The 26,461-nt window shown below is 57.9% G+C and carries 23 protein-coding genes; 11 read left to right on the forward strand and 12 right to left on the reverse strand.

Translation table 11 applies throughout. From position 1 onward, the window contains the following. Positions 1-6 precede the first annotated feature (6 nt). Entirely contained in the window at positions 7-2,490 is a 2,484-nt protein-coding gene (infB, locus tag J4721_RS09425; protein WP_014876347.1) for a translation initiation factor IF-2, read from the forward strand. 111 nt (positions 2,491-2,601) lie between these two features. Here the strand turns inward: infB and J4721_RS19855 are convergent, their stop codons facing one another. From J4721_RS19855 to J4721_RS09440, 4 genes are all read right to left on the reverse strand, one after another. Further along, positions 2,602-2,736, reverse strand: a complete 135-nt coding sequence (locus J4721_RS19855) for a hypothetical protein (RefSeq protein WP_024098841.1) — start codon at positions 2,734-2,736, stop codon at positions 2,602-2,604. Between the two features lie 161 nt (positions 2,737-2,897). Then, positions 2,898-3,296 (reverse strand): 8-oxo-dGTP diphosphatase MutT, encoded by a 399-nt coding sequence (gene mutT, locus J4721_RS09430; protein WP_014876346.1) that lies wholly within the window; start codon positions 3,294-3,296, stop codon positions 2,898-2,900. Then, complete coding sequence (argJ, locus tag J4721_RS09435) at positions 3,293-4,522, reverse strand: bifunctional glutamate N-acetyltransferase/amino-acid acetyltransferase ArgJ (protein WP_211002577.1); 1,230 nt, start codon at positions 4,520-4,522, stop codon at positions 3,293-3,295. The genes mutT and argJ overlap by 4 nt, the downstream gene beginning before the upstream one ends. 2 nt (positions 4,523-4,524) lie before the next feature. Further along, complete coding sequence (locus tag J4721_RS09440) at positions 4,525-5,376, reverse strand: peptidylprolyl isomerase (RefSeq protein ID WP_102849903.1); 852 nt, start codon at positions 5,374-5,376, stop codon at positions 4,525-4,527. A 177-nt stretch (positions 5,377-5,553) separates the two neighbouring features. Between J4721_RS09440 and secA the strand changes: the two genes are divergently transcribed. The 3 genes from secA to J4721_RS09455 all read left to right on the forward strand — a co-directional run bounded on the left by secA (position 5,554) and on the right by J4721_RS09455 (position 10,905). Then, entirely contained in the window at positions 5,554-8,253 is a 2,700-nt protein-coding gene (secA, locus tag J4721_RS09445; RefSeq protein ID WP_014881494.1) for a preprotein translocase subunit SecA, read from the forward strand. Positions 8,254-8,400: 147 nt separating this feature from the next. After that, positions 8,401-9,324 carry a hypothetical protein gene (locus J4721_RS09450; protein ID WP_102875178.1) on the forward strand — a complete coding sequence of 308 codons (924 nt, stop codon included), beginning with the start codon at positions 8,401-8,403 and terminating at the stop codon, positions 9,322-9,324. 24 nt (positions 9,325-9,348) lie between these two features. After that, entirely contained in the window at positions 9,349-10,905 is a 1,557-nt protein-coding gene (locus J4721_RS09455) for a substrate-binding domain-containing protein (RefSeq protein WP_211002576.1), read from the forward strand. Positions 10,906-10,909: 4 nt separating this feature from the next. On the opposite strand, the gene radC is transcribed toward J4721_RS09455, so the two are convergent. The 3 genes from radC to dnaK all read right to left on the reverse strand — a co-directional run bounded on the left by radC (position 10,910) and on the right by dnaK (position 14,970). Further along, the gene (gene radC, locus J4721_RS09460; protein WP_211002575.1) at positions 10,910-11,674 is read right to left on the reverse strand and encodes a DNA repair protein RadC; all 765 of its coding nucleotides are present in this window, start codon (positions 11,672-11,674) and stop codon (positions 10,910-10,912) included. Positions 11,675-11,810: 136 nt separating this feature from the next. Beyond that, on the reverse strand, positions 11,811-12,974 hold the full coding sequence (gene dnaJ / locus J4721_RS09465; protein ID WP_014876339.1) for a molecular chaperone DnaJ: 1,164 nt from the start codon (positions 12,972-12,974) through the stop codon (positions 11,811-11,813). Positions 12,975-13,050: 76 nt separating this feature from the next. Continuing rightward, positions 13,051-14,970, reverse strand: coding sequence for a molecular chaperone DnaK (gene dnaK / locus J4721_RS09470; protein ID WP_014876338.1), 1,920 nt, complete (start codon positions 14,968-14,970; stop codon positions 13,051-13,053). A gap of 213 nt (positions 14,971-15,183) precedes the next feature. Here dnaK and J4721_RS09475 point away from each other — a divergent pair, with 213 nt between their 5' ends. Next, a complete protein-coding gene (locus J4721_RS09475) occupies positions 15,184-15,786 on the forward strand; it encodes an alpha-ketoglutarate-dependent dioxygenase AlkB (protein WP_044040854.1) in 603 nt (200 codons plus the stop codon). Between the two features lie 20 nt (positions 15,787-15,806). On the opposite strand, the gene J4721_RS09480 is transcribed toward J4721_RS09475, so the two are convergent. Further along, positions 15,807-16,628, reverse strand: coding sequence for an ABC transporter permease (locus J4721_RS09480; RefSeq protein WP_014876336.1), 822 nt, complete (start codon positions 16,626-16,628; stop codon positions 15,807-15,809). A 135-nt stretch (positions 16,629-16,763) separates the two neighbouring features. On the opposite strand from J4721_RS09480, the gene cysQ reads away from it, so the two are divergent. The 5 genes from cysQ to J4721_RS09505 all read left to right on the forward strand — a co-directional run bounded on the left by cysQ (position 16,764) and on the right by J4721_RS09505 (position 21,585). Continuing rightward, positions 16,764-17,561: a 3'(2'),5'-bisphosphate nucleotidase CysQ gene (cysQ, locus tag J4721_RS09485; protein ID WP_211002574.1), complete on the forward strand. Its 798-nt coding sequence runs from the start codon at positions 16,764-16,766 to the stop codon at positions 17,559-17,561. Further along, positions 17,561-18,361: a 3-deoxy-manno-octulosonate cytidylyltransferase gene (locus J4721_RS09490; protein ID WP_211002573.1), complete on the forward strand. Its 801-nt coding sequence runs from the start codon at positions 17,561-17,563 to the stop codon at positions 18,359-18,361. Before cysQ ends, J4721_RS09490 begins: the two co-directional genes overlap by 1 nt. 186 nt (positions 18,362-18,547) lie before the next feature. Beyond that, entirely contained in the window at positions 18,548-19,441 is an 894-nt protein-coding gene (gene galU, locus J4721_RS09495) for a UTP--glucose-1-phosphate uridylyltransferase GalU (RefSeq protein WP_014876333.1), read from the forward strand. 97 nt (positions 19,442-19,538) lie between these two features. Continuing rightward, on the forward strand, positions 19,539-20,522 hold the full coding sequence (gene galE / locus J4721_RS09500) for a UDP-glucose 4-epimerase GalE (protein ID WP_014876332.1): 984 nt from the start codon (positions 19,539-19,541) through the stop codon (positions 20,520-20,522). A gap of 1 nt (position 20,523) precedes the next feature. Continuing rightward, the gene (locus J4721_RS09505) at positions 20,524-21,585 is read left to right on the forward strand and encodes a glycosyltransferase family 2 protein (RefSeq protein ID WP_211002572.1); all 1,062 of its coding nucleotides are present in this window, start codon (positions 20,524-20,526) and stop codon (positions 21,583-21,585) included. A gap of 3 nt (positions 21,586-21,588) precedes the next feature. Here J4721_RS09505 and J4721_RS09510 read toward each other — a convergent pair whose 3' ends face one another. From J4721_RS09510 to J4721_RS09525, 4 genes are all read right to left on the reverse strand, one after another. Continuing rightward, the gene (locus J4721_RS09510) at positions 21,589-22,404 is read right to left on the reverse strand and encodes an ABC transporter permease (protein WP_014876330.1); all 816 of its coding nucleotides are present in this window, start codon (positions 22,402-22,404) and stop codon (positions 21,589-21,591) included. Beyond that, a complete protein-coding gene (locus J4721_RS09515; RefSeq protein ID WP_027248362.1) occupies positions 22,401-23,282 on the reverse strand; it encodes an ABC transporter permease subunit in 882 nt (293 codons plus the stop codon). The genes J4721_RS09510 and J4721_RS09515 overlap by 4 nt, the downstream gene beginning before the upstream one ends. Continuing rightward, the gene (locus J4721_RS09520; RefSeq protein WP_014881483.1) at positions 23,282-24,409 is read right to left on the reverse strand and encodes an ABC transporter ATP-binding protein; all 1,128 of its coding nucleotides are present in this window, start codon (positions 24,407-24,409) and stop codon (positions 23,282-23,284) included. The genes J4721_RS09515 and J4721_RS09520 overlap by 1 nt, the downstream gene beginning before the upstream one ends. 114 nt (positions 24,410-24,523) lie before the next feature. Continuing rightward, a complete protein-coding gene (locus tag J4721_RS09525) occupies positions 24,524-25,609 on the reverse strand; it encodes a polyamine ABC transporter substrate-binding protein (RefSeq protein ID WP_211002571.1) in 1,086 nt (361 codons plus the stop codon). Between the two features lie 141 nt (positions 25,610-25,750). Here J4721_RS09525 and J4721_RS09530 point away from each other — a divergent pair, with 141 nt between their 5' ends. Further along, positions 25,751-26,437, forward strand: a complete 687-nt coding sequence (locus J4721_RS09530; protein WP_198040717.1) for a GntR family transcriptional regulator — start codon at positions 25,751-25,753, stop codon at positions 26,435-26,437. The last annotated feature ends 24 nt before the right edge of the window (positions 26,438-26,461 follow it).

Here is a 26,461-nt window from a genome sequence, read left to right on the forward strand (position 1 = left end):
AGCTTTATGAGCGATAGTGACGGCAAAAAGACGTTGGGTCTTCGTGGTGGTGGGTCCCGGCCCGGGAATGTGAAACAGAGCTTCAGCCACGGTCGGACCAAGAATGTCGTGGTGGAAACCAAGCGCAAACGCGTTGTGGTCCCCAAGCCGACCGCGGCAAAAGGGGGCTCCGGTGCGACGCCCTCCGGCGACGCATCGCGGCGTCCGGCTGGCATCAGCGATGCAGAGATGGCGCGCCGTCTGAAGGCGTTGCAGGCCGCCAAGGCCCGCGAAGTGGAAGAAGCGCAGCAGCGCGAAGCTGAGGAGAAGGCCCGCGCTGAAGAGCGTGAGCGCCGCCGGGCTGAGCAGGAAGCCAAGGAACGTGAACAGCGCGAAGCTGAAGAGCGCGCCCGTCAGAAGGCCGAAGACGAAGAGCGTAAGCGCGTCGAAGCCGAAGCCGCTGCAAAACGCGCAGCCTCTGACGCTGAAAAGAAAAAATCTGAACCAGCCGCGGCACGCCCGGCACCCGGCCCGTCCTCGCAGCCCCGCAAGGGTGACCGCGATCGTGACGACCGGCAAAACCGCAATGCCAAGGGTCGCAATGATGGTGGTGGTCGCCGCTCCGGGAAGCTGACACTTGGTCAGGCCACCGGTGGCGAAGGCGGTCGTCAGCGCTCCATGGCGTCGATGAAGCGTAAGCAGGAGCGTGCGCGTCAGAAGGCGATGGGCTCGGTTGAGCGTGAGAAGGTGATCCGTGACGTCCAGCTGCCTGAGGCAATTGTTGTCTCTGAGCTGGCCAACCGGATGGCGGAGCGCGTCGGCGAAGTTGTGAAATCTCTGATGAACATGGGCATGATGGTCACGCAGAACCAGACCATTGATGCCGATACTGCCGAGTTGATCATCGAAGAATTTGGCCACAAAGTTGTCCGGGTTTCTGATTCGGATGTCGAAGACGTCATCAAAGAGGTCGAGGACAAGGACGAAGATCTGCAGTCGCGTCCGCCAGTGATTACCATCATGGGTCACGTTGACCACGGTAAAACCTCGCTCTTGGACGCAATTCGCGATGCGCGGGTTGTTGCTGGCGAGGCCGGTGGCATCACCCAACACATCGGTGCCTATCAGGTGAAAACCGAGGGTGGCGCTGTGCTGAGCTTCCTTGATACACCGGGTCACGCTGCCTTTACCTCCATGCGTTCGCGTGGGGCTCAGGTGACAGATATCGTGGTTCTGGTTGTTGCTGCTGACGATGCCGTGATGCCTCAGACGATTGAAGCGATCAACCACGCCAAGGCGGCGCAGGTTCCGATGATTGTTGCGATCAACAAGATCGACAAACCGGCAGCTGACCCGAACAAGGTCCGCACCGATCTGCTGCAGCACGAAGTGATCGTGGAAGCCATGTCTGGTGAAGTCCAGGATGTCGAAGTCTCTGCCGTTACAGGTCAGGGTCTCGACGAACTGCTGGAAGCGATTGCGCTGCAGGCGGAAATTCTGGAACTGAAAGCCAACCCTGATCGTGCGGCCCAAGGTGCCGTGATCGAGGCGCAGCTGGATGTGGGCCGTGGCCCTGTTGCCACCGTTCTGGTTCAGAACGGGACGCTGCGTCAGGGCGATATCTTTGTTGTAGGTGAGCAATACGGTAAGGTCCGTGCGCTGATCAACGACAAGGGTGAGCGCGTGCAGGAAGCAGGCCCCTCGGTTCCGGTTGAGGTTCTTGGCCTCAACGGGACACCGGAAGCGGGCGATGTTCTGAACGTGACCGACACCGAGGCGCAGGCCCGTGAGATCGCTGAGTATCGTGAGCAGGCCGCGAAGGATAAGCGAGCTGCTGCGGGTGCCGCGACCACGCTGGAACAGCTGATGCAGAAGGCCAAGGAAGACGAAAACGTCTCTGAGCTGCCGATTCTGGTCAAGGCTGATGTGCAAGGCTCTGCCGAGGCTATCGTTCAGGCGATGGAAAAAATCGGCAACAACGAGGTGCGCGTGCGCGTGCTGCACTCGGGTGTCGGTGCGATCACCGAGACCGATATCGGTCTGGCCGAAGCCTCCGGCGCGCCGGTCATGGGCTTCAACGTTCGTGCCAACACATCGGCGCGGAACTCTGCCAACCAGAAGGGTGTGGAGATCCGTTACTACTCGGTCATCTATGACCTTGTGGACGATGTGAAAGCTGCTGCATCGGGTCTGCTGTCCGCAGAAATCCGCGAGAACTTCATCGGCTACGCCGAGATCAAGGACGTCTTCAAAGTGTCCAACGTGGGCAAGGTTGCAGGTTGTCTGGTCACCGAAGGTGTGGCACGCCGCTCCGCCGGCGTCCGTCTGCTGCGCGACAACGTCGTGATCCACGAAGGCACGCTGAAGACTCTCAAACGCTTCAAGGACGAAGTGGCCGAGGTTCAGTCGGGTCAGGAATGCGGTATGGCGTTTGAAAACTACGATGATGTCCGCAAGGGTGATGTGATCGAGATTTTCGAGCGCGAGGAAGTGACCCGTACGCTCGATTGATCGGTAATTCGACAATGAAAATAAAAAAACCCCGACCAAACTGGTCGGGGTTTTTTTTGTAGCAGGTTTGGGGAGGACAAACCCGCCAAGGAGGGGCTGTGTTGGTGCCTGTCAGGCCGCGCGGCTGACCGGTTCACCTTCGTAAGTTTTGTTGCCGACACGGACTGAGATCTTTCCATTGGGCAGGCTGCGCACGAACGTGCCCTGTATAAAAATGAACGCGCCCTGTTTGATTGTTCGGATCATGATCGCTGCCACCTTTGGTCGCCAAGACTTCAATAAATTACTTCTGCTTGGCTCTCAGGGTTGACGAAAAAAGTTAACGATTGATTGATGGGCTGACCGCGACCCCGCCACAGAAGCTGGCGGAGCCATGCGATCGCACCGTAAAATAGGAAAATTCCCGGCTACAGCCAGTCTCGCAGGATCGGGATCAGCGGAATGTCAGCGGCTGGCATCGGGTAGTCGCGCAAGTTCTGCGCGCGCACCCACTTCAGGGTTTGCCCCTCTTTGGCTTGCGGGATGCCTTCCCATTTGCGGCAGGCAAACAGAGGCATAAGCAGATGAAAATCATCATAGCTGTGGCTGGCAAATGTCAGCGGCGCGAGGCAGGATTCCCAGGTGTTGATGCCAAGCTCCTCCTCCAACTCCCGGATCAATGCGGCCTCAGGGGTTTCGCCTGATTCAACCTTGCCGCCTGGGAATTCCCACAGACCAGCCATCGCTTTGCCCTCAGGGCGCTGCGCGAGCAGCACACGACCTTCGACATCAATCAGGGCGACGGCGGACACAAGAACCATCTTCATGACCGGTAATCCGCGTTTATGGAAATATACTGATGGGTCAGGTCGCAGGTCCAGACGGTACTCTTCCCCTCTGCCAGCCCCAGATCAACCTTGATGACAATCTCTGGTTTCGCCATCTCGGCGCCGCCGTCGGCCTCTTTGTAGCCAGGCGAGACCCAGCCTTTTTCGGCGACCAATACCTCTCCGAAGGAGATCGACAGCTTGTCTCGGTCGGCAGCGGCGCCGGATTTACCGATGGCCATCACCACACGACCCCAGTTGGGATCCTCTCCCGCGATGGCGGTCTTCACCAGCGGTGAGTTGGCAATCGAGAGTCCATGAACCTTGGCGTCATGGTCATTCATCGCGCCTGTGACTTGGATTTCGACAAATTTGGTCGCGCCTTCGCCATCACGAACCACCTGATGTGACAAATCCAGCATTACGTTTTCCAGAGCCAGTGCAAAATCTGTGTTGCCGGTGACATCGATGCCAGAGGCGCCGGAGGCGCAGAGCATCAAACTGTCGGATGTCGAAGTATCGCTGTCCACAGTGATGCAGTTGAACGTGCGATCACAGATCTGTGATAGGAGAGCTTGCAGGTCGTTCTGTGCGATCTGGGCATCAGTGAAAATATAGACAAGCATGGTGGCCATATCGGGCGCAATCATGCCGGAGCCTTTGGCAATCCCCGCAATAGAGACTGTTTTTCCACCCACTTCAATCGTGGCACCTGCCCCCTTGGCGAAGGTGTCCGTTGTCATGATGGCTTCGGCAGCGTCTTCAATCGCTGTCGCGACCAGCCCGTCGTTCAGGGTCGCAATTTGCGACACGATCCGCTCATGGGGCAACGGTTCACCGATGACGCCGGTGGAGGCGGTGAACACCCGAGCTGCTGGAATGCCCGTGATATCCGCAACTGTGCGGGTGATCTCGGCGACGGAGGTTTGGCCATAGTGTCCGGTAAAGGCATTTGAATTGCCTGAGTTGACCAGAATGGCAGCGCCGTGTGCGGTGTGATTGTCGCTTGAGGCCAGTTTTGCCTGACAGTCCAGAACCGGTGCAGAGCGTGTCGCGGATCGAGTGAACACGCCAGCCACAGTACTGCCCGGATCCATCACGGCGAGCATCACGTCGGTGCGATTCTTGTATTTCACACCAGCCGCAGCGGAGGCAAATCGAACACCTGCGATCTGCGGCAGCTTTGGGAAGTGATCCGGCGCAAGCGGAGAACGGGGTAATGCCATTGTCAGTTCCTCACCAGATCGAGATTTTTCAGGATTGCGGGATCCAGATCTTCGATCTCAGGGCGTTCGATGGTGGCGGCGGTGGTCAGGGAGAGCACACGGTCTTCTACTGCCTCCTGACGCATCTGCGTAGCCAGCTCTTCGCGGACCTCATCAAAGGTTGGCGCAGCGGAGGTCCGCCGATCGTTGAGCTTGATCACGTGCCAGCCAAATTGGGTCTGGACCGGATCGGAGACATCACCTGCGCCCATCACCAGAACCGCTTCTTCGAATTCCGGGACCATGCGGCCCTTGCTGAACCAGCCCAGCTCACCGCCGTTGGGACCGGACGGGCCGGTGGAGCGTTCGCGCGCCAGAGTGGCGAAATCTGCGCCGGCATCCAGTTCTGCGCGAATGTCGGCGGCATCTTCTTCGGTTTCGACCAGAATATGCGAGGCGTTGAATTCATCGCCGCCCGTGCCGTCCGTATATTTCTCATCATAGGCTGTGCGCAGATCCTCGTCCGAGGCCGCATTTTCCATGACCTTTTCGATGACGTCTGCTGCCAGCAGGGAGCGGGCCTCGTTTTCCAGCGACAGGGCCACGTATTTCGGCACCTCGCCATTCAGCTCCTGCTTCAGGCTGGTCTGCTGGATCAGCTGATCCAGGATCGCGTCATAGAGAACATCATCGGGTAGCTGTTGGTACTGCTGGGGCAATGTAGCGCGGGCAATGATCATGTGACCGATTGTGATCTCTTCGCCGTTTACCGTAGCCACCACCGTATTGGCATGGGGTTCTGCAGCTGCGGATATGGGCAGTGTCAAAGCGACTGTCAGGGCGAGCCCTGATAAATAAGTGAGACCTTTGCGCATTGAATTCTTCCTATTATCTGGCCACGAAGGGGCGTAGCGTTGACACTGTATTTGCGGGACCTTACATCGCCATGAGGCCTTTGGCAGGACCGCTGTTCCATCTTTGTTTATGGGTTGCGAGCGGGGCGGGCAAGCCTGCCAACGCCAGGGGCCAATGACAGGACGGTTGGAGAACACATGCTGGGTATCGGAACACTCGCCAAAAAGGTTTTCGGCACGCCGAATGACCGCAAAATCAAGGCGACACGGCCGCTGATTGCCAAGATCAACGCGCTGGAGCCCGAGTTCGAGAAACTCAGCGATCAGGATTTGCAGGACAAGACTGCCGAGCTGCGCAAACGCGCGCTGGACGGGGAAAGCCTGGATGACCTGCTGCCCGAGGCCTTTGCCAATGTGCGCGAAGCGGCGCGCCGGGCGCTGGGTCTACGGGCCTTTGACACCCAGCTTATGGGTGGCATTTTCCTGCATCAGGGCAATATTTCCGAGATGAAGACCGGCGAGGGTAAGACCCTCGTTGCGACCTTCCCGGCGTACCTCAATGCGCTGACGGGCAAGGGCGTGCATATTGTCACCGTCAACGAATATTTGGCCAAGCGCGACAGCGAATGGATGGGCAAGGTATTTGCGCAGCTAGGCATGACCACCGGTGTGATCTGGTCGGGTCAGCCAGACGCTGAGAAGATGGCTGCCTACCAGAGCGACGTCACCTATGCGACCAACAACGAGCTGGGCTTTGATTATCTGCGCGATAACATGAAGCCTTCGCTGGATCAGGTGTTCCAGAAGCATCATAACTTTGCGATCGTGGATGAGGTCGACTCCATCCTGATCGACGAGGCCCGCACGCCGTTGATCATCTCCGGCCCGGCGGAAGATCGGTCCGAACTCTATTCCACCATCGATAAGCTGATCCCGCTGCTGAGCGATGATCACTACGAGCTGGATGAGAAAACTCGCGGCGTTACCTTCACCGAGGATGGCAACGAATACCTCGAGCAGCAGCTGATCGCCCATGAGCTGCTTGAGGAGGGCGCATCGCTTTATGATCCCGAGAGCACAACAGTCGTGCATCACGTCAACCAGGCCCTGCGCGCGCATAAGCTGTTCCAGCGCGACAAGGACTACATCGTGCGTGACGGTGAAGTGGTACTGATCGATGAATTCACCGGACGGATGATGGCAGGTCGCCGTCTCTCCGAAGGTTTGCATCAGGCCATCGAAGCCAAGGAAGAGGTGAAGATCCAGCCAGAAAACACAACGCTGGCCTCTGTGACCTTCCAGAACTACTTCCGGCTATATGGCAAGCTGTCGGGCATGACCGGTACCGCAATGACAGAAGCCGAAGAATTTGCCGAAATTTACGGCCTTGGCGTTGTCGAAGTGCCAACCAACCGCCCGATTGCGCGTAAGGATGAGGACGATCAGGTCTATCGCACTGCCATGGAAAAATATCAGGCGATGATCAATGAGACCAAGAAAGCCCATGAAAATGGGCAACCGGTTCTTCTGGGCACCACCTCAATTGAGAAATCTGAACTGCTGAGCCAGCTTCTTCAGAAGGAGGGCATCAAGCACAACGTGCTGAACGCCCGCCACCACGAGCAGGAAGCGCAGATTGTTGCCGATGCCGGTCGTCTGGGTGCGGTGACCATCGCCACCAATATGGCGGGCCGGGGAACCGATATCAAACTGGGCGGCAACGTCGAGTTTAAGGTGCTTGAGGCGATCGCAGAGACCCCTGATGGAGATCATGAGGCTATTCGCGCGCGCATCGAAGAGGCGCATGTCGCTGATGAGGAAGCCGTCAAACAAGCGGGTGGCCTGTTTGTGATGGCCTCTGAGCGTCACGAAAGCCGCCGCATCGACAACCAGCTGCGCGGCCGTTCCGGCCGTCAGGGTGACCCGGGCCGCACAGTGTTCTATCTCAGCCTTGAAGATGACCTGATGCGGATCTTCGGCTCCGAGCGGTTGGATAAGCTGTTGTCGACGCTGGGCATGAAGGAAGGCGAGGCGATCATTCACCCATGGGTGAACAAATCGCTGGAACGCGCACAGGCGAAGGTCGAAGGCCGCAACTTTGACATGCGCAAAAACGTACTGAAATTTGACGATGTCATGAATGATCAGCGCAAGGTGATCTTCAATCAGCGTCGTGAAATCATGGCGGCTGAGGATCTCTCGGAAATTGTCGCTGATATGCGCCACGAGGTGATCGACGACCTGCTGGATGTACACATGCCAGCCAAGACCTACGCGGATCAGTGGGACAGCGAGGGGCTGCAGGAGCAGGTCCGTGAGAAGCTGGGTCTGGATGTTCCGGTTGTCGACTGGGCCGCTGAGGAAGGTGTCGACGACGAGCAAATTCGCGAACGTCTGGTGGAAGTCAGTGACGCGAAAATGGTTGAGAAAACCGAGGCCTTTGGTCCGGAAACCATGCGCAACATCGAAAAACAGGTTCTGCTGCAGACAATTGATGCGAAATGGCGCGAGCATCTGCTGACGCTGGAGCATCTGCGCTCCGTCGTGGGTTTCCGTGGCTACGCGCAGCGCGACCCGCTCAACGAGTATAAGAACGAGAGCTTCCAGCTGTTCGAGAATATGCTTGATACGCTGCGGGAAACCGTCACCCAGCAGTTGGCCCATGTGCGCCCGATCAGCGAAGACGAGCAGCGCCAGATGATGATGCAGATGGCCGCGCAACAGGCCGAGCTGCAGAAGGCTGCGGCGGGTGCCAATACATCAACCGCGTTGCAGGAGGCGCCAGCGGATGGTTTTGTCGAGGACGATCCCTCCACTTGGGGCAATCCATCGCGCAATGACAAATGCCCCTGTGGCTCTGGCAAGAAGTTCAAACACTGTCACGGCAGCCTCAGCTGAGGTTCCGAGGCGGAATTATTTCGCGACAATACCCGGAGAAATCAGTGATAATTGCACGATTTCGCCAGATTCTCTGCAAGAGGCGGCCATCAATTGGCCGCCTTTCTACGTCACGGTTCCTTAACCTTTTTGGGTAAGGAGTCGGTAATGATCAGCAAACGCACAGCCCTGATGAGCGCGGCGACCCTTTGTAGCGCCCTGGCGATTGGTCTTGTCATGCAGCATACCGCTGGCAGTCCACAGACCAGTGTAGCCGCCCCTGTTGCGGAGTTGGCCGTCGTTGCGGAAGCAGCACCGCCCGATCTGTCTGCGGATGTCCCGCTTCAGATTGACGCCATTAGCCTGACGGCAGCAACACCCGAGGCAGGTGACAGCGACGCTCAGCAAGTCCTGCGTCAGAATCCCGAGACCTCCTGCGAGATGACCGCTGAGGCGGTTCCCGGCCCGATGGCTGAGGTCCGGCTGACCGTATTGTCCCTGTGCCGACCGGGTGAACGTTTGACCATTCACCACAACGGCATGATGTTTTCCAGCCGACTGGATGAGACCGGCGCGTTAACGGTGCAGATACCGGCTCTGTCCTCTTCGGCTGTGTTTATCGTGGAACCCAAAAGCGGTCGCGGGGCGGTTGCGACAACATCGGTACCGGATCTGGATCTTGTTAGTCGGGTCGTGTTGCAATGGGCAGGCAACAGTGGGTTTGAATTGCATGCGCGGGAATTTGGCGCGGGCTATGGCAGCGCGGGTCACGTTTGGCGTGGCGCCGATCTGACGGCAGGCCGTGGCTCTGTCGTACAGCTTGGCGACGCCACGCAGTTGGCCCCGCGGCTGGCGGAGGTCTATAGCGTCCCGCGCCTTGGCGGTGATCAAAGCGGTGCGATTGATCTGACCGTGGAGGCCGAGGTGACAGCAATCAATTGTGGTCGTGATGTCTCGGCGCAGACGCTGGAATTGCGTGATGGCAGATTGCGGACCCGTGACCTGACGCTGGCAATGCCGGATTGTGCTGCAACAGGTGACTTTCTTGTGTTGAATAATCTTCTGGAAACCCTGAAAATCGCCGCAAATTAACTCGCGGTTTATTCAGGATTTCTCATGGCTTTGTTTCGTGCGGTGATATGCGCCGCACTCTTTCTTGTCACCGGGATCCTGCCGCTGAAGGCGCAGGACGTGACACTTTCGTCGCCGGATGGAGCTGTTGAGATCACCGGGAATATTCTGGGATTCGACGGCGAATTCTATCGCGTTGACACCAAGTTCGGCGAACTGACGGTCGACGGCTCTGGTGTCAGCTGTGAGGGACCGGGGTGCCCTAGCCTGTCTGATTTCGTTGCGGAGATCAGCCTGTCGGGATCGTCGACCATGGCAGAGGTCCTGTTACCGGCTCTGATCGAGGGGTTTGCGCTGCGAAACGGGTTTCAGACACGACGCGATCCTATGCCCGACAATAATTTCGACTATGTCCTGCTGCGCGACACTGGCCGCGTTGCGGCGAGGTTCAGTTTTTTTGTCAGCAACACGGACGAAGGATTTGCCGATCTTCTCGCGAATGAGGCCGATATCGTTATGGCCTTGCGTGAAATTCGAAGCGCCGAGCGTGAGCGGGCCCGTGAGGCGGGGATGGGCGACATGACTGGCGCACAGCGCAGCCGCGTTCTGGCGCTGGATGCGATGGTGCCCGTTGTGGCCCCAGGCAATCCCGTCCGCTCAATCTCAGTCGCAGATCTGGCGCGGGTGCTGTCTGGTGACCTTAGCAACTGGTCGGAGCTGGGTGGACCGAATGCGCCGATTTCGCTCCATCTTCCGGTGGCCGGTTCCGGCCTGGCACAGGCGATATCGGATCGTTTGGAGACACCAAATATTGCGGCACTTGGGACCCGTTTGCGGCGCCATGATCGTGGCAGTACCTTGGTGCGCGTGGTTGCAACGGACCCCTTTGCGCTTGGCTTAGCAAGTTTTGCCGAGACTTCGACCGCACGGGTCCTGACATTGCGCGGTGCCTGCGGGTTTTCGCTACGAGCCAACCGCCGTTCGATCAAGACCGAAGACTATCCGCTGACCGCGCCCATGTTTCTCTATCTGCCGTCCCGGCGGCTGCCCAAACTGGCGCGGGATTTCCTGAGCTATGTGCGTGGACCTGGTGCGCAAATCGTGATTCGCAGGGCTGGCTTCGTCGATCAGGCGCCCGAGCGTATTTCCATGAACGTACAGGGTGACCGGTTGGCCAATGCGATCACGGCGGCGGGGTCGGAAGTCCCGCTGGAGGAATTGCAGCGGCTTGTCAGTCGGTTGGATGGCCTACAGCGTTTGACCACGTCTTTCCGGTTTGAGCCGGGCTCGACCCGCCCAGATGCGCAATCGCGAAGCAATATCACACAACTGGCGCGCTCGCTTGAGGCGGGTGCCTATGATGCGCGGGAACTGGTTTTCGTCGGCTTCTCAGACGGGGATGGACCGGCGAGCGGCAATAGAACCATCGCTAAGAAACGTGCCGAGGCGGTGCGCGATGCGGTGATTGCAGCTGCTGAAACCGCGAATTTGGAGCGCACGGAAATTGAGATTGCGGCATTCGGTGAAGCGCTGCCAATGGCCTGTGAAGACCAGCGGTGGGGGCGTCAGGTGAATCGCCGGGTGGAAGTTTGGGTCCGTTAGCCAGCTATAGGTACCCGGCCGACCGAAAGCTGAGTTCGCTGGATTTTCCGATGATCAGGTGATCGTGTAGCACAATATCCAGCGCGGCGAGAGCACGGGCAACCCGGTCGGTCATTTCGATGTCGCTGGGCGAGGGCGTCGGATCGCCTGATGGATGATTATGCACCAATATCAGTGCGCTGGCGCCGATCTCCAAGGCACGCTTTGCGATTTCCCGTGGATAGACAGGTACATGGTCAACGGTGCCTTTGGCCTGCTCCTCATCCGCAATCAATGTGTTCTTACGATCAAGATATAGCACCCGGAATTGCTCAGTTTCGCGGTGGGCCATGACCGTATGGCAATAATCCAGCAATGCGTCCCAAGAGGACAGGATGTGGCGTTGCAGTACCTTCGCGCGGGCCATGCGATGGGCGGCGGCTTCCAACACCTTTAGGTCGGTGATCACCGCATCGCCAACTCCCGCAATCCGTGCGAGCCGTTCAGGAGGCGCAGTAATCACGCGATTGAAATCGCCAAAATTGTCGAGCAACTGGCGCGCCAGCGGTTTCACATCCCGGCGCGGGATGGAGCGGAACAGCACCAGTTCCAGCAGTTCGTAATCCGGCATCGCAGTAGCGCCCCCTGTCATGAACCGGTCCCGCAGCCGGGCGCGATGGTCCTTGATATAGGAGGGTGGCGATGGTGGTTTTCGGGTGCGTGCAATGATCTCTGCGCTGTCTGGAAACAGCGGCAGGGAGACGTCCTCGAATGCGGGATCCTTGGGCATGGTGCAATGCTCGCGCCATCAGGGTTGCGAAAAGGTTAATCGGTCAGATCAAAGCCGCCACATGCCGCAAACCCATCAAAAAAAGCGCCCCGTTCGGGGGCGCTTTATCTTTTTATTTTGGTCGAACAGGCTGGTCTTAGCCCTTCATCCCGTCCCAGAAACTCTTGACCGAGGAGAAGAAACTCCGCGATTCCGGGTTGGTGTTGTCCTCGGATAGATCCTCGAATTCCCGCAGCAGCTCTTTCTGCCGGGAGGTGAGGTTCACCGGGGTTTCCACCGCCAGCTCGATAAACATGTCGCCGGTGGCACCACCGCGCAGGGCAGGCATCCCCTTACCACGCAGGCGCATCTGGCGACCAGATTGACTGCCTTCAGGGATCTGAACCCGCCCGCGACCACCGTCGATGGTGGGCACTTCAATCGCCCCGCCAAGGGCAGCCTTGGCCAGGGACACGGGGACGCGGCAGTACAGGTTATTGCCGTCCCGCTCGAACAGATCATGCGCGGCAACTTCTACGAAGATGTAGAGATCACCGGGAGGCCCTCCCCGCATACCCGCCTCACCTTCGCCAGCAAGGCGAATGCGGGTGCCGGTTTCTACGCCAGCAGGGATGTTCACCGACAGGGAGCGATCTTTCTCGACACGACCGTGGCCCTGGCAGGATTTGCAGGGGTTCTTGATGATCTGTCCAAGGCCGGAGCAGGTGGGGCAGGTGCGTTCCACCGTGAAGAAGCCCTGTTGCGCGCGCACCTTGCCCATGCCTGAGCAGGTCGGGCATGTGGTCGGCTCCACACCGCCCTCGGCGCCGGTGCCCTCGCAGGATCCACAGGCCACAGCGGTCGGCACGTTGATGGTTTTGTGCATCCCCGCAAAGGCATCTTCAAGCGAGATGCGCAGGTTGTAGCGCAGGTCGGAGCCGCGCGCGGCTCGTTGCCGTCCGCCACCTTGGCCGCCGCGTCCCCCCATGAAGTCGCCGAACAGATCGTCGAATACATCAGAGAAGGCAGAGGAGAAGTCACCGCCGCCAAAGCCCTGGCCACCCTGGCCACCGCGCTGACCGCCACCCATACCGTTTTCAAAGGCCGCGTGGCCGTAGCGGTCGTATGCGGCCTTTTTCTCCGGGTCTTTCAGAACATCATAGGCCTCATTGGCCTCTTTGAATTGCCCCTCGGATTCGGGATTGTCCTTGTTCCGATCGGGGTGCAGCTCTTTTGCCTTCTTGCGAAAGCCTTTCTTGATTTCATCGGCGGTGGCCCCTTTGGACACCCCGAGAACGTCATAGTAATCTCGTTTGGACATCGGAATACCCTTCTTGCCGCAACGAAAGCGGGCCGGCCCGGAGTTCGGACCGGCCCGCTCTGGCCAAAATCAGACCTTAACGCTTGTTGTCGTCCAGATCTTCGAATTCGGCATCGACAATGTCATCATCACCGGGGCCTGCCGCGTCATCTGCGGCGGTCGGCTCATCCGCAGCCTCTTCCTGGCTCGACTTGTAGATCGCCTCACCCAGCTTCATCGCAGCCTCAGTGACATTCTGAACGCCGGATTTGATCTTCTCGGCGGTGGACTTCTCATTCTCGAGATCGTCCTTCAGTGCGGCAATCGCCAGTTCGATGGCTTCGATGGTGGTCGGGTCGACCTTGTCGCCATGCTCTTCCATCGATTTCTCGGTGGAGTGAATCAGGCTTTCGGCCTGGTTCTTGGCTTCGATCAGCTCGCGGCGTTCCTTGTCCGCCTCGGCATTGTCTTCAGCATCCTTGACCATCTTTTCGATATCGTCATCGGACAGACCACCGGAGGCCTGGATGGTGATATTCTGCTCTTTGCCGGTCGCCTTGTCCTTTGCGCCGACCGAGACGATGCCGTTGGCGTCGATGTCAAAAGTGACTTCGATCTGCGGCATGCCACGTGGTGCGGGCGGGATGTCTTCGAGGTTGAACTGGCCGAGCATCTTGTTGTCGGCCGCCATCTCACGCTCACCCTGGAACACGCGAATGGTCACCGCGTTCTGGTTGTCTTCCGCAGTTGAGAAGACCTGGCTCTTCTTGGTCGGGATGGTGGTGTTACGGTCGATCAGACGCGTGAACACGCCACCCAGGGTTTCGATACCCAGCGACAGCGGCGTCACATCGAGCAGAACAACGTCTTTCACGTCGCCCTGCAGAACGCCGGCCTGAATGGCGGCACCCATGGCAACAACTTCATCCGGGTTCACACCCTTGTGCGGTTCCTTACCGAAGAATTTGCTGACCTCTTCGATAACCTTGGGCATACGGGTCATACCACCGACCAGAACAACCTCGTCGACGTCAGATGCCGAGAGACCCGCATCTTTCAGGGCAGCGGCACAAGGCTTCATGGAAGCTTTGATCAGGTCGCCGACCAGGCTTTCCAGCTTGGCGCGGGTCAGCTTCATAACCATGTGCAGCGGTTGGCCCGAGGACGGATCCATCGAGATGAACGGCTGGTTGATTTCGGTCTGGCTGGAGGAGGACAGCTCAATCTTGGCTTTTTCAGCGGCTTCTTTCAGACGCTGCAGGGCCATTTTGTCCTTGGTCAGGTCGACGCCGTGCTCTTTCTTGAACTGGTCTGCCAGGTAGTTGACGATCCGCATGTCGAAGTCTTCACCACCAAGGAACGTGTCACCGTTGGTGGACTTAACCTCGAACAGGCCGTCATCGATTTCCAGAATGGTCACGTCGAAAGTACCGCCGCCGAGGTCATAGACCGCGATGGTTTGGGTTTCTTCCTTGTCCAGACCGTAGGCCAAGGCCGCAGCTGTCGGTTCGTTGATGATGCGCAGCACTTCAAGGCCGGCAATCTTGCCCGCGTCCTTGGTCGCTTGACGCTGAGCGTCGTTGAAATAGGCAGGCACGGTGATGACGGCCTGGGTCACTTCTTCGCCGAGATAGGATTCGGCGGTCTCTTTCATCTTGCCCAGGATGAAGGCGGAGATCTGCGAAGGGGAGTATTTCTCACCCTTGGCTTCGACCCATGCGTCTCCGTTGCCGCCGTTGATCACGGCGAAGGGCAGATTTTTCTTGTCTTTGGCCAGATCGCTGTCATCAAACCGGCGACCGATCAAGCGCTTGACGCCAAAAACGGTATTGTCCGGGTTGGTGACGGCCTGACGTTTGGCCGGCTGGCCCACCAGACGTTCATCGTCGGTGAAGGCTACGATCGACGGCGTGGTACGGGCGCCCTCAGCGTTTTCGATAACGCGAGGCTGCGAGCCGTCCATGATGGCCACACAGGAGTTGGTGGTCCCGAGGTCGATTCCGATAACTTTGCTCATGTTCGATCCCTTTTTTACTTTCTAAGGCGATTACCCGAGGTCTGAACCCATTTTGGCATTCCGGCCCCGATTCAGTTGCGGTTTGGTCTGCACCTCACCGCTTCCCGGCGTATATAGGGAGCGCAAATGCCCCCTGCAACCGCCAGATCGCGTCCTGTTTCGCGAATTACAGCGGTTTTTGACAGGGGAGCGGTTAAGAACGGGCTAACAGTGATGATGAAGTTGCGATTGCGGGGGTTTGAGCTGACAAAACCCCTTCTGGATATGGATGGGCAGCAGCGGCTGATTGAGTGTCTGCGCCCCGTTCTGCGCGCAGCACCACTGTTTTCGCCTGAGGTGCCCGGTGGTGGTAAGATGTCAGTGCGGATGACATCAGCCGGGGCCTATGGTTGGGTCAGTGATCGGGATGGATACCGCTATGAAGAGCGCCACCCGACCGGGCGCCGCTGGCCTGAGATACCATCAGAGATTCTGGACATCTGGCGGGTCACCACTGGGTTGGAGCGGCAACCGGATTGCTGTCTGATCAACTACTATGGTGAAGGGGCCCGGATGGGGCTGCATCAGGACAAGGATGAGGCGGATTTTTCCTACCCGGTGGTGTCAGTCTCTCTAGGCGATGACGGTCTGTTGCGGATTGGCAATCAATCGCGCGGGGGCAAGACCGATACTGTCTGGTTGAACTCGGGCGATGTGGTCGTGATGGGTGGGGATGCCCGGCTGACCTATCACGGGGTTGATCGCATTCGGTTCAAATCCTCACGCCTGCTGCCGAAGGGCGGGCGGATCAATCTGACGCTGCGTGTGGTGACCTGAATATCTGTTTGCCTGGCGGATCAGCGCTTTGCGCCCCAGCTGATCGAGGCACGGCGGCGCGTGTAAAACTCCCCCATCAAGCCAATCATGATCAGGACGAGTGCCACCCAACCGGCGTATTGCCAGTTGCTGAAATGGGGGTTGTAGTTGATGAACACAAACCCCCGTGCCTGATCAATGCAGTGAAACAGCGGGTTCCAGTCGAACATCGACAGCATGAAGCTGGGCAGAGTGTTCGCCAGAAACATCTTTCCCGAGGCGATCATATTGGCCCTTTGGTAGATCGTGGAGATGATGCCAACAGTCCCCGGCGACCAAGGCTTCATGACCAGCAGGATCAAACCTACCGCAGCGCCGGTTATCCAAGAGAGCAGCACCATGCCAAAGGCGGCAATCGGTTCCTCAATTTCAATCGGGGTGAACGCCACGTGATAGACGAACAGGATGATCAGCATCGACAGCACCTGAATATACAGTGATCCCAGTGCCGCCGACAGAATGGCGACGATCGTGTTCATCGGGGCGTGCTGCATCATCGGGCTGCTTGGCCCCTCTGCTCCGGCGACGGCGGAAACGGCCTTGGTGTGGGTCAGGAACAAAAATACGCCCGACATCACATAGAGCAGAAAATCGCCGCGAATGGCCGAACCACGCAGGCCGAGCAGGGAAAACATCACGTAAAACACGACGACAAACATCACGGCCTGCATGAGATTGGTCGCAAGAGCCATGAAAGCATTATTATGTTTGGAGCGCACACTGCGCGCCACGGAATGAAAGACAACCTCACCCATGGCGATGAGGCTGCTGAGACGAGACCGTTTGTGGCGTTGCTCGAACATGATGTCGCTTAGTCCGGACCTGCTTTAGGTGAAACTCTGCTTATCGTTACCACGGAAATCTTGCTGTTCCCTTTCCTCGCGACCATAAGGGGGACAACTGCTGTAATCAACCAAACCCGGTCAGGGAGAGCGTTTGTGACATATGATGACCTTATTCCGGTAATTCGCCGATTGGCGATCGAGGCCGGAGAGAAGATCATGGAGATCTACAACTCGGATGAATTCGAGGTGAAGGTGAAGTCGGACGAAAGCCCGGTCACTGCCGCCGATGAGGCCGCAGATGCGCTGATCTCTGCCGGGCTGCGGGCGGCATTTCCGGATGTGATGCTGGTGACCGAAGAGCAGGCCGATTCGCATAGCAAGAGCGGCGACACTTTTCTGATCGTTGACCCCTTGGATGGAACCAAGGAGTTTATTCATCGCCGCGGTGACTTCACCGTCAATATCGCGCTGGTTGAAAAAGGTGTGCCGACCCGTGGTGTGGTCTATGCGCCGGCGCGGTCGCGGATGTTCTTCACCTTGGCGGACGGATCAGCGGTTGAGGAAACCGGCGCTTTTGATCCCGCAGCCATGGGAGAGATCAAGCCCATTCGTGTTGCAGACAGCAATAATGATGCGCTGATGGTGGTTGCCTCCAAATCGCATCGCGATCAGGCGACTGATGACTACATCAATAGATATGCTGTGAAAGACAGTAAAAGTGCGGGATCCTCGTTGAAGTTCTGTCTGGTCGCCACCGGGGAAGCCGATCTTTATCCACGGGTTGGCCGCACCATGGAATGGGACACAGCGGCTGGTCATGCTGTTCTGGGTGGAGCGGGTGGCCAAGTGGTGCGTTTTGATGACCACACCCCACTCACTTATGGCAAGGAGGGGTATGCCAACCCCTTCTTTATCGCCTACGCGCCGGGTGTGGAGTTGAAAAAAGCCTGATGTCTGTCCTGATTGTCATCCCTGCCCGCTATGCCTCCACACGCTATCCCGGCAAACCGCTTGTTGCGCTGACCGGTGCCAGCGGAGAAAGCCAGACCTTGATCGAACGGTCCTGGCGCGCTGCCATGGCCGTCAATGGTGTCGATCGTGTTGTGGTGGCCACCGATGATGAGCGGATTCGGGACGCTGCCACAAGCTTTGGCGCTGAGGTGGTTATGACCTCCGAAAGCTGCGGCAACGGGACCGAGCGTTGTGCAGAAGCGCTGGCGACGCTTGAGGGCGGCTACGATATAGTCGTGAACCTGCAAGGTGACGCGCCGCTGACGCCACATTGGTTTGTTGAAGATCTGATCTCGGGTCTGCGCGATGCCCCTGACAAGGGGCTGGCAACACCGGTGTTGCGTTGCGACGGAGCGACGCTGAACAGTCTGCTGGCAGACCGTAAGGCCGGTCGCGTCGGCGGCACCACCGCCGTGTTCGGGCGGGATAACAACGCGCTCTACTTCTCAAAGGAAGTGGTGCCGTTCACTTCAACGGCCTATGAGGCGGATCAAGACACCCCGGTGTTCCATCACGTCGGAGTCTATGCCTACCGGCCAGACGCGCTCAATGCTTATCCAGGGTGGCCTGTCGGTCCCCTTGAGACGCTGGAGGGGCTGGAGCAGCTGCGCTTCCTTGAAAATGGTCGCAAGATCCTCTGCGTTGAGGTCGAGGCGCGCGGACGTGAATTCTGGGAGCTGAACAACCCCGAAGACGTACCGCTGATTGAGGCGATGATGAAAAAGATGGGTCACAAATAGGCCCGAATTGTCGATAAAATGAAACATCTTAGGGAAGGTCGTGAGCGAAACGTGACTGGGGGTATATTTTCTGAATTGCCTGCGGAATACTTAAGCCGGCCTTTCAAGGCAGGTTTTGTCACCAAATCGGCCACCACTGACAAACCGCATCAGAACGGTTTGAGAAATAGACAATGAGAGTGCGAAATGCGTAGAAAAGTAACGAAGGCAATTTTTCCGGTGGCCGGTCTTGGAACGCGGTTCCTGCCAGCGACCAAATCTGTTCCCAAAGAAATCATGACGCTGGTGGACCGTCCGCTGGTCCAATACGCCATTGATGAGGCGCGTGAGGCCGGGATCAAGGAATTCATCTTTGTAACCTCGCGCGGCAAAGGCGCGCTTGAGGACTATTTTGACCACTCGCCCATGCTCGAACAGGAGCTGCGGAAGAAGGGCAAGGACGACCTTCTGGATATCCTGAAGGCGACCAATATGGATTCGGGCGCGATCGCCTATATTCGTCAGCATCAGGCGCTAGGCCTTGGCCACGCGGTTTGGTGCGCGCGCCGTCTGATCGCCAATGAACCCTTTGCGGTGATCCTGCCCGATGACGTCATCGCGGCGGAAACGCCCTGTCTCAAGCAGATGGTGGAAGCCTATGAAGAAACCGGCGGCAATATGGTTGCGGCCATGGAGGTTCCCCCGGAGCAGACATCATCCTACGGGGTGCTGGATGTGCGCGATGATATGGGATCGGTGGTGTCTGTGAATGGCATGGTTGAGAAGCCCAAAGCTGAAGAGGCGCCATCTAATCTGGCGGTGATTGGCCGCTATATTCTGGCCCCTTCTGTGCTGCGGAATCTGAACAAGAAGAAACAGGGCGCTGGCGGTGAAATCCAACTGACGGATGCCATTGCGGAAGACATTGCCGCTGATGTGCCGGTTTATGGCTACCGGTTCCGTGGTCAGCGATTTGACTGCGGGTCCAAGGCGGGTTTCCTGCAGGCGACGGTTGCCTTCGCGCTGGCGCGTGAGGAACTGCGTGATGATCTGATGTGCTATATCAATCAGATTGCGCAGGTCGATAAGGCGGCGCAATAATACCTGCCACTTTGCTGCGATTGGCGAAGATTGGTGACATGTGAATTTTGGGTGGCCGGGCAGCAACGTCCGGCCTTTTGATCAGGAAAACGCTGCTTTGACACATATTCTGGTGACCGGTGGGGCTGGTTATATCGGCTCCCACGCTTGCAAGGCGCTGCGCGCGGCTGGGTTCACGCCCGTGACCTACGACAATCTGGTAACGGGCTGGCAGGACGCGGTGAAATTCGGCCCCTTCGAGAAGGGGGATCTGAGTGATCGCGCGCGACTGGACGAAGTTTTTGCCAAATATCAGCCGGCGGCGGTTATGCATTTTGCCGCGCTGAGCCAGGTCGGCGAAGCCATGAGCGAACCTGGCCGTTACTGGACCAACAATGTAGGTGGCTCCCTAACGCTTATTGAGGCTGCGGTTGCGGCCGATTGTCTTGATTTCGTGTTTTCTTCCACCTGCGCCACCTACGGGGAGCATGACAATGTGGTGCTGGACGAAAGCACGCCGCAGGTGCCTTTGAATGCCTATGGCGCCTCCAAACGTGCGGTCGAGGATATTTTGCGCGACTTTGGTGCGTCGCATGGGCTGCGATCGGTGATTTTTCGCTATTTCAACGTGGCGGGTGCGGATCCCGAGGCTGAGGTGGGTGAATTCCATCGTCCCGAGACCCATCTGGTGCCGCTGGTTCTGGATGCGATTGACGGCAAACGCGATGCGCTGACCATTTTCGGAACCGATTATGACACGCCGGATGGTACCTGTGTACGCGACTACGTGCATGTCTGCGACCTGGTTGATGCCCATGTTCTGGGCCTCAACTGGCTGAAGGATGGCAAAGGCAGTCAGGTCTTCAATCTGGGGACAGGCACCGGGTTCTCGGTGCGCGAAGTTATGGACAAGGCCGAAGCGACCACCGGCAAATCGGTGCCGCATTCTATCGGGCCACGGCGCGCCGGGGATTGTACCAAATTGGTCTCGGGCTCTGTGCGTGCGGCGACACTGCTGGGCTGGGAACCAACGCGGTCCGACCTTGAGACGATGATTGCGGATGCCTGGGGCTGGCACAAAGCCGGCGCATACGAGCGTTAGGGTGACGGGGCCTGTTTTGGCTCCGGGTTCTGTGCCGCTGCCAGAGATTTCGCTGGCGGTGGCCTATCGGTTGAGATGGCAGCGCCGCCAGCTGCTCTGGCGGGCGTTTCGGGCGCGTCATCAACTGCGCAGGGTGACGGATCATACCGCCATCCTGGCAAAGGATGCTTTGATCGCCATCACCGTTCTGCGAAATGAGGCGACCCGGATCCCTTTTTTCCTGCAGTTCTATCGTGAGTTGGGTGTTGATCACTTTTTGATCGTCGACAATGGCAGTGATGATGGGTGCGCGGAATATCTTGCCACGCAGCCGGATGTTTCGCTCTGGCAGACTGGCACCAGCTACCGCGATGCGCGGTTCGGTCTGGATTGGGCGACCTGGCTGCAGATTCGCCATGGTCACCGCCGCTGGTGCCTAAGTGTTGATACAGACGAATTGCTGGTGTTCGGCGGCGATGCGCAACATGGTTTGCGTGGCCTGACCCATTGGCTGGACCGTCAGGGCAGGGTGGGCTTTGGCGCACTGATGCTGGATCTTTTCCCCAGGGGGCCGCTGGGAAAGGTGAGCTATTCCCCCGGCGATGATCCCCGCACTGTGTTGCCGTGGTTCGATCCAGATCCATATCGCAGTACGCGTCAGGCACCGCGCGGCAATCTGTGGGTGCAGGGCGGCACGCGGGAGCGGGTATTTTTTGCTGCTGAACCGCAGCGAGCACCGACGTTGAACAAAATCCCTTTGATCAAATGGGATCGCCGCTACGCCTATACCAACTCTACCCATGCGGCGCTGCCGCGATGGCTGAATGCGCTGTACGATGGACCGGGTGGGGGGATGCCATCCGGGGTGCTTCTGCACAGCAAATTCCTGCCTGAGATCGCGGAAAAAGCGAGGATAGAAAAACAACGCGGTCAGCACTTCAGTCAGCCGCATCAATTCGAAAACTACTACGATCAGTTGGCGGCGGGGCCGGACCTATGGCACGATAAGGCACTGCGTTACGTGGGGCCAGATCAGCTTGAGGCGCTGGGGCTGGCCCGCGCCCCGGATTGGGACGCGGGCTAATGTTTAGCTACGTTCGGCGTTTTGCTCGTCGCGGCGCTGGCGTACCAGTTGGCGTTTTGTGACCAGCGAGGCGGTGACCACGCCGACCGTTACAATGGCGATCATAATCGTGGAAAGTGCGTTGATCTCTGGGCTGACCCCCAGACGCACGGCTGAAAAAATCTTGATCGGCAGAGTCGTTGCGGCCGGACCGGACGTGAATGACGCGATCACCAGATCGTCCAGCGATAGGGTAAAGGCCAAGAGCCAGCCGGAGATGACTGCAGGTGCGATGATCGGTAGCGTCACGAGGCGGAATGCCTCAGCCGCCGAGCAGCCAAGATCAAGCGCGGCCTCCTCCAGCGAGCGGTCAAAGGTCACCAGCCGCGAGGAAACGACAACTGAAACATAGCACATCGAAAAGGTCGTATGCGCCAGCACGATGGTCATAACTCCGCGATCCAGACCGATGCCGATGAACAGAAGCAGTAGCGACAGGCCGGTGATCACCTCTGGCATAACCAGCGGCGCATAGATCATCCCGGAAAATAGCGTGCGGCCTAGGAAACGCCCCCCGCGCACCAGGACATAGGCGGCCATGGTGCCCAGAACCGTTGCGATGGTTGAGGACATTACCGCCACCTTCAGCGTCACCCAGGCCGCATTCAGAAACGCTTCATTCTGCAGCAGTTCACCGTACCATTTGACGGAGAACCCCGCCCAGACGGTGACCAGTTTGCTCTCATTGAAGCTGAAGATGATCAGGATCACCATCGGGATATAAAGAAACGCAAACCCCAGTGTCAGCGAAACCGTGTTGAACCAGCTCAATCGTGTCATTGGTCCGCCTCCTGTTGTTTCTGCTGGTTGCGCTGGAACAGCACGATAGGCACGATCAGGATCAGAAGCAGCACAACCGCCACCGCTGAGGCCACTGGCCAGTCACGGTTTGAGAAGAACTCTTCCCACAGCACCTTGCCGATCATCAGCGTATCAGATCCACCCAGCAGTGATGGGATCACGAATTCGCCCAGCGTCGGAATGAAGACGAGGAAACAGCCTGCGATAATACCTGCGCGTGAAAGTGGAATGGTGACCAGCCAGAAGGCCTCCATACGCGAGCAACCCAGATCTTCTGCGGCCTCAATGAGCGAGCCATCCAGCCGTTCCAAAGCGGAGTAGATCGGCAGAATCATGAAGGGCAGATAGGTGTAGACGATACCGATATAGACAGCTGTATTGGTGTTCAGGATCGTCAGCGGTGTATCAATCAGCCCGGCCCATATCAGGAACTGATTCAAAAGGCCTTCGTTCGACAGGATTCCCATCCACGCATAGACCCGGATCAGAAAGCTGGTCCAGAACGGTAGGATCACGAGCATCATTAGCGTTGGGCGCCATTCCGAAGGCGCGCGCGCCATGCCGTAGGCCATCGGATAGCCGACCAGCAACGTCAGAACTGTCGATACCACCGCAATGCGCAACGAGCTGAGATAGGCTTTCCAGTAGAGATCATCTTCGGTCAACCAAGTGAAATTCTCAAAATCCAGATCCGAAAGGAAGGCGCCGATACCAGTGACCCAGTCGAACTGTGGCATATAGGGTGGGCGCGCAACGGCGGCATCCGACAGCGAGATTTTGAAGACGATGGCGAAAGGCACAAGAAACAGCGCCAATAGCCAGGCATAGGGGATAGCGATCAGGAAAAAGCGGCGCATCAGTTCGCCAGCAGAACACCGGCCGTGGCTGTCCAAGACAGCCAGACCGGGTCTTCCCAGGTAAAGGCGCGACGCGCAATGCGGCGGGTATTAGCGGCTTGCGCCTTGATCACTGCGCCGGAGGGCAGCTCAACGTGATAGGTGGAGATATTGCCGAGGTAGGCGATATCCAGAATGCGCCCCTGCACCGTGTTGTCAGCCTCCGCCGGGCGCTCGGCGCTGATCGTGACCTTCTCCGGGCGGATCGCCAGATGACACTCCTGCCCGTCGGAGAAGGATGCCTGGCTTTTGACTGTGAGCGGGGCGGCGCCGTCTTTCCAGTTGACTGCATATTGTTCGGGGCCGGTGGGGGTGGCGGTGCCGCCGATGATGTTCACATCGCCAATGAAATCCGCAACATATAGTGAATTTGGGGTCTCATAGATCCGGTCTGGTGTGGCCACTTGCACGATCCGGCCATTGTCCATTACCGCCACGCGGGAGGCGACAGTCATTGCTTCTTCCTGATCATGGGTGACAATCACAAAAGTGGTGCCGGTTTTTTCCTGAATATCCATCAGTTCAAACTGAGTATCCTGGCGCAGCTTCTTGTCGAGCGCGCCGAGTGGTTCATCCAGCAGAAGCAGTTTCGGAGCTTTGGCCAGCGACCGGGCCAAGGCAACCCGCTGGCGTTGGCCGCCAGAGATCTGGTGTGGTTTGCGGCGGGCGAATTTCTCAAGTCGGGTCAGTCGCAGCATTTCCTGCACCCGTTCGGCGATGTCATGCTTGGGCTTGTTTTCGCGCTTCAGCCCAAAGGCGATATTGTCCCAGACGCTCAGATGCGGAAACAGCGCGTAGGACTGGAACATCATATTCACCAGTCGCTTGTTCGGCGGCACCGGGGCAATGTCCTGACCTGACAGGAAAATCTTACCTTCGGTTGGGGTCTCAAACCCAGCAAGCATCCGCATCATTGTCGTTTTGCCACAGCCTGACGGGCCAAGCAGAGCAAAGAACTCTTTCTCATAAATCCCGAGCGTAAGATCGTCGATGGCGGTGAACTCACCAAAACGTTTGGTGACATTCTGGAATTGGATCAGGGGCTTGGCCTCTGGATCGTTCCAGGGTTCAAAAACAGGAATGGTCACGTGAGCCCCCAGTAGTAGACGCAGGTTGTGGGACGGGCGTGGAACAGCTGCCGACGTCCCCAAAAGGTAAAACGCGGGGCAGATATCATGCCCCGCGTGATCAACAGTGTCGGATCAGGTCCCGGACTTGATCTTGGTCCACATGCGGGTGGCCTTACGCTGTACCTTGGGCGGATAGGCTTCTTTGATGTAGAGGTTTTTCAGGGTTTCCTTGCTTGGGTAGATCGCGGGATCGCCGATCACATCTTCCTCAAGGAACTCCTGGCTCGCCTTGTTGCCATTGGCATAATAAACGTAGTTGGAGGCCGCCGCCATATTCTCGGCTTCCATGATGAAGTTCAGGAACTTATGCGCGCCTTCCGAGTTTGGTGCATCAACCGGAATCGCCATCTGGTCGAACCACATCAGAGCGCCTTCCTTGGGGGCGTTGAAGACGATTTCCACACCGTTGTCGGCCTCGTCAGCACGGTCACGCGCCTGCAGGATGTCACCAGACCAGCCAAACGCCACGCAGATATCACCGTTTGCCAACGCGTTGATATATTCGGAGCTGTGGAATTTCTTCACATAAGGGCGGATGGCCATCAGCACTGGCTCAGCCTTGGCCACCACATCGGGGTCCATGCTGTTGGGATCTTCGCCAATATATTTCAAAGCCGCTGGAATCATCTCATCAGGAGCATCCAGGAAGTAGACGCCACAATTGGCCAGTTTCTCCATGTTGTCCGGGTTGAATACCAGTTCAAGCGAGTCGATCGGTGCATCGGCCCCCAGCGCTTCCTCCACCTTGGCCGTATTGGCGCCAATACCGGTGGTGCCCCACATGTAATTCACTGAATAGAGATTGTCGGGATCATAACGGGCGGTGCGATCCTCGATCACGTCCCACATGTTGCCGGCGTTCGACAGTTTGCTTGTATCCAGTTTCTGGAACGCGCCGGCCTGGATCTGCCGCGCCAGGAAGGACCCGGTTGGAACCACAACGTCATAACCGGACCCGCCGGCCAGCATTTTGGTTTCGAGCAACTCATTGCTGTCGAAAACGTCGTAGATCAGATCAATGCCGGTTTCGGTTTCGAATTTCTCCAGCAGATCTTCATCGATATAGTCGGACCAGTTGTAAACGCGAACTTCTTCGGCGACGGCGGCCGCACTGCTCAGCGCCACGATGGCGGTCAATGTCATCGTCTTGAGTGTCATGAGTATCTCCCTGTGCGTGCCGGTTTCCGTGCCCGGCTGGTAAGGATTTGATCAAGTTTTGCCTCATTCGGCAATACTGTTTATGTTTTCACCTGGGAAAACTTGGTGCAAGCTGCCCAAAATTTAGGAGGGATTCCGAAGGTGAACCTGAGCCAACCAGACGCATCATCCGTCAGTCAGCCGACCGCGAAACTGCCGGCGCATGAAACCGTCTATCAGACCTTGCGCGGGCAGATCCTGTTCGGCGATCTGGCGCCCGGCCAGGCGGTGACCATCCAGGGCCTGGTCGAGTCGCTGGGTGCCGGCATGACGCCTGTTCGAGAGGCGATCAGGCGGTTGATTTCTGATGGGGCGCTGGTGTTCCAGGGCAATCGCCGCGTGTCTGTCCCAATGCTGCGCGAGAGTGATCTGAGTGAGCTAATTTATGCAAGAAAAACAATTGAATGTCAGCTTGCGAGATTGGCTACAGAACGGGTCTCCCCAGCGGATATCGCGGCCTTGGAGGCGATAGATACAGCCTTGGATCAGGCGATCTCTGCGGGAGATGTGGCGGGCTATCTGGTGCAGAATTACCAATTCCATACGCGGCTCTATGCGCATGCTGACGCGCCAATCCTCACAGATCTTGCGGATCGGCTCTGGCTGCGCTTTGGCCCGTCGCTGCGGGTGGTCTGCGGGCGGCTTGGTACCCAGAGCTTTCCTGATCGCCATAAGGATATCTTGGAGGCACTTCATCGCAAGGACGCAGATCTGGCGGTGTTGGCGATGGAAAGGGATGTGGCCCAGGGTATGGATCAGGTGCGACAGGGTCTCACACAAGCCAGCTGATTCGATTGACATGATGGAATTTGA

The sequence above is a fragment of the Phaeobacter sp. HS011 genome (genome assembly GCF_018101215.1).
Lineage (GTDB): Bacteria > Pseudomonadota > Alphaproteobacteria > Rhodobacterales > Rhodobacteraceae > Phaeobacter > Phaeobacter inhibens.

Bases quoted from the DNA above. Each gene is read 5' to 3' on its own strand.
- infB (WP_014876347.1), top strand. From the start codon at position 7: ATGAGCGATAGTGACGGCAAAAAGACGTTGGGTCTTCGTGGTGGTGGG.
- J4721_RS19855 (WP_024098841.1), bottom strand. From the start codon at position 2,736: ATGATCCGAACAATCAAACAGGGCGCGTTCATTTTTATACAGGGCACG.
- mutT (WP_014876346.1), bottom strand. From the start codon at position 3,296: ATGAAGATGGTTCTTGTGTCCGCCGTCGCCCTGATTGATGTCGAAGGT.
- argJ (WP_211002577.1), bottom strand. From the start codon at position 4,522: ATGGCATTACCCCGTTCTCCGCTTGCGCCGGATCACTTCCCAAAGCTG.
- J4721_RS09440 (WP_102849903.1), bottom strand. From the start codon at position 5,376: ATGCGCAAAGGTCTCACTTATTTATCAGGGCTCGCCCTGACAGTCGCT.
- secA (WP_014881494.1), top strand. From the start codon at position 5,554: ATGCTGGGTATCGGAACACTCGCCAAAAAGGTTTTCGGCACGCCGAAT.
- J4721_RS09450 (WP_102875178.1), top strand. From the start codon at position 8,401: ATGATCAGCAAACGCACAGCCCTGATGAGCGCGGCGACCCTTTGTAGC.
- J4721_RS09455 (WP_211002576.1), top strand. From the start codon at position 9,349: ATGGCTTTGTTTCGTGCGGTGATATGCGCCGCACTCTTTCTTGTCACC.
- radC (WP_211002575.1), bottom strand. From the start codon at position 11,674: ATGCCCAAGGATCCCGCATTCGAGGACGTCTCCCTGCCGCTGTTTCCA.
- dnaJ (WP_014876339.1), bottom strand. From the start codon at position 12,974: ATGTCCAAACGAGATTACTATGACGTTCTCGGGGTGTCCAAAGGGGCC.
- dnaK (WP_014876338.1), bottom strand. From the start codon at position 14,970: ATGAGCAAAGTTATCGGAATCGACCTCGGGACCACCAACTCCTGTGTG.
- J4721_RS09475 (WP_044040854.1), top strand. From the start codon at position 15,184: ATGATGAAGTTGCGATTGCGGGGGTTTGAGCTGACAAAACCCCTTCTG.
- J4721_RS09480 (WP_014876336.1), bottom strand. From the start codon at position 16,628: ATGTTCGAGCAACGCCACAAACGGTCTCGTCTCAGCAGCCTCATCGCC.
- J4721_RS09490 (WP_211002573.1), top strand. From the start codon at position 17,561: ATGTCTGTCCTGATTGTCATCCCTGCCCGCTATGCCTCCACACGCTAT.
- galU (WP_014876333.1), top strand. From the start codon at position 18,548: ATGCGTAGAAAAGTAACGAAGGCAATTTTTCCGGTGGCCGGTCTTGGA.
- J4721_RS09510 (WP_014876330.1), bottom strand. From the start codon at position 22,404: ATGACACGATTGAGCTGGTTCAACACGGTTTCGCTGACACTGGGGTTT.
- J4721_RS09515 (WP_027248362.1), bottom strand. From the start codon at position 23,282: ATGCGCCGCTTTTTCCTGATCGCTATCCCCTATGCCTGGCTATTGGCG.
- J4721_RS09525 (WP_211002571.1), bottom strand. From the start codon at position 25,609: ATGACACTCAAGACGATGACATTGACCGCCATCGTGGCGCTGAGCAGT.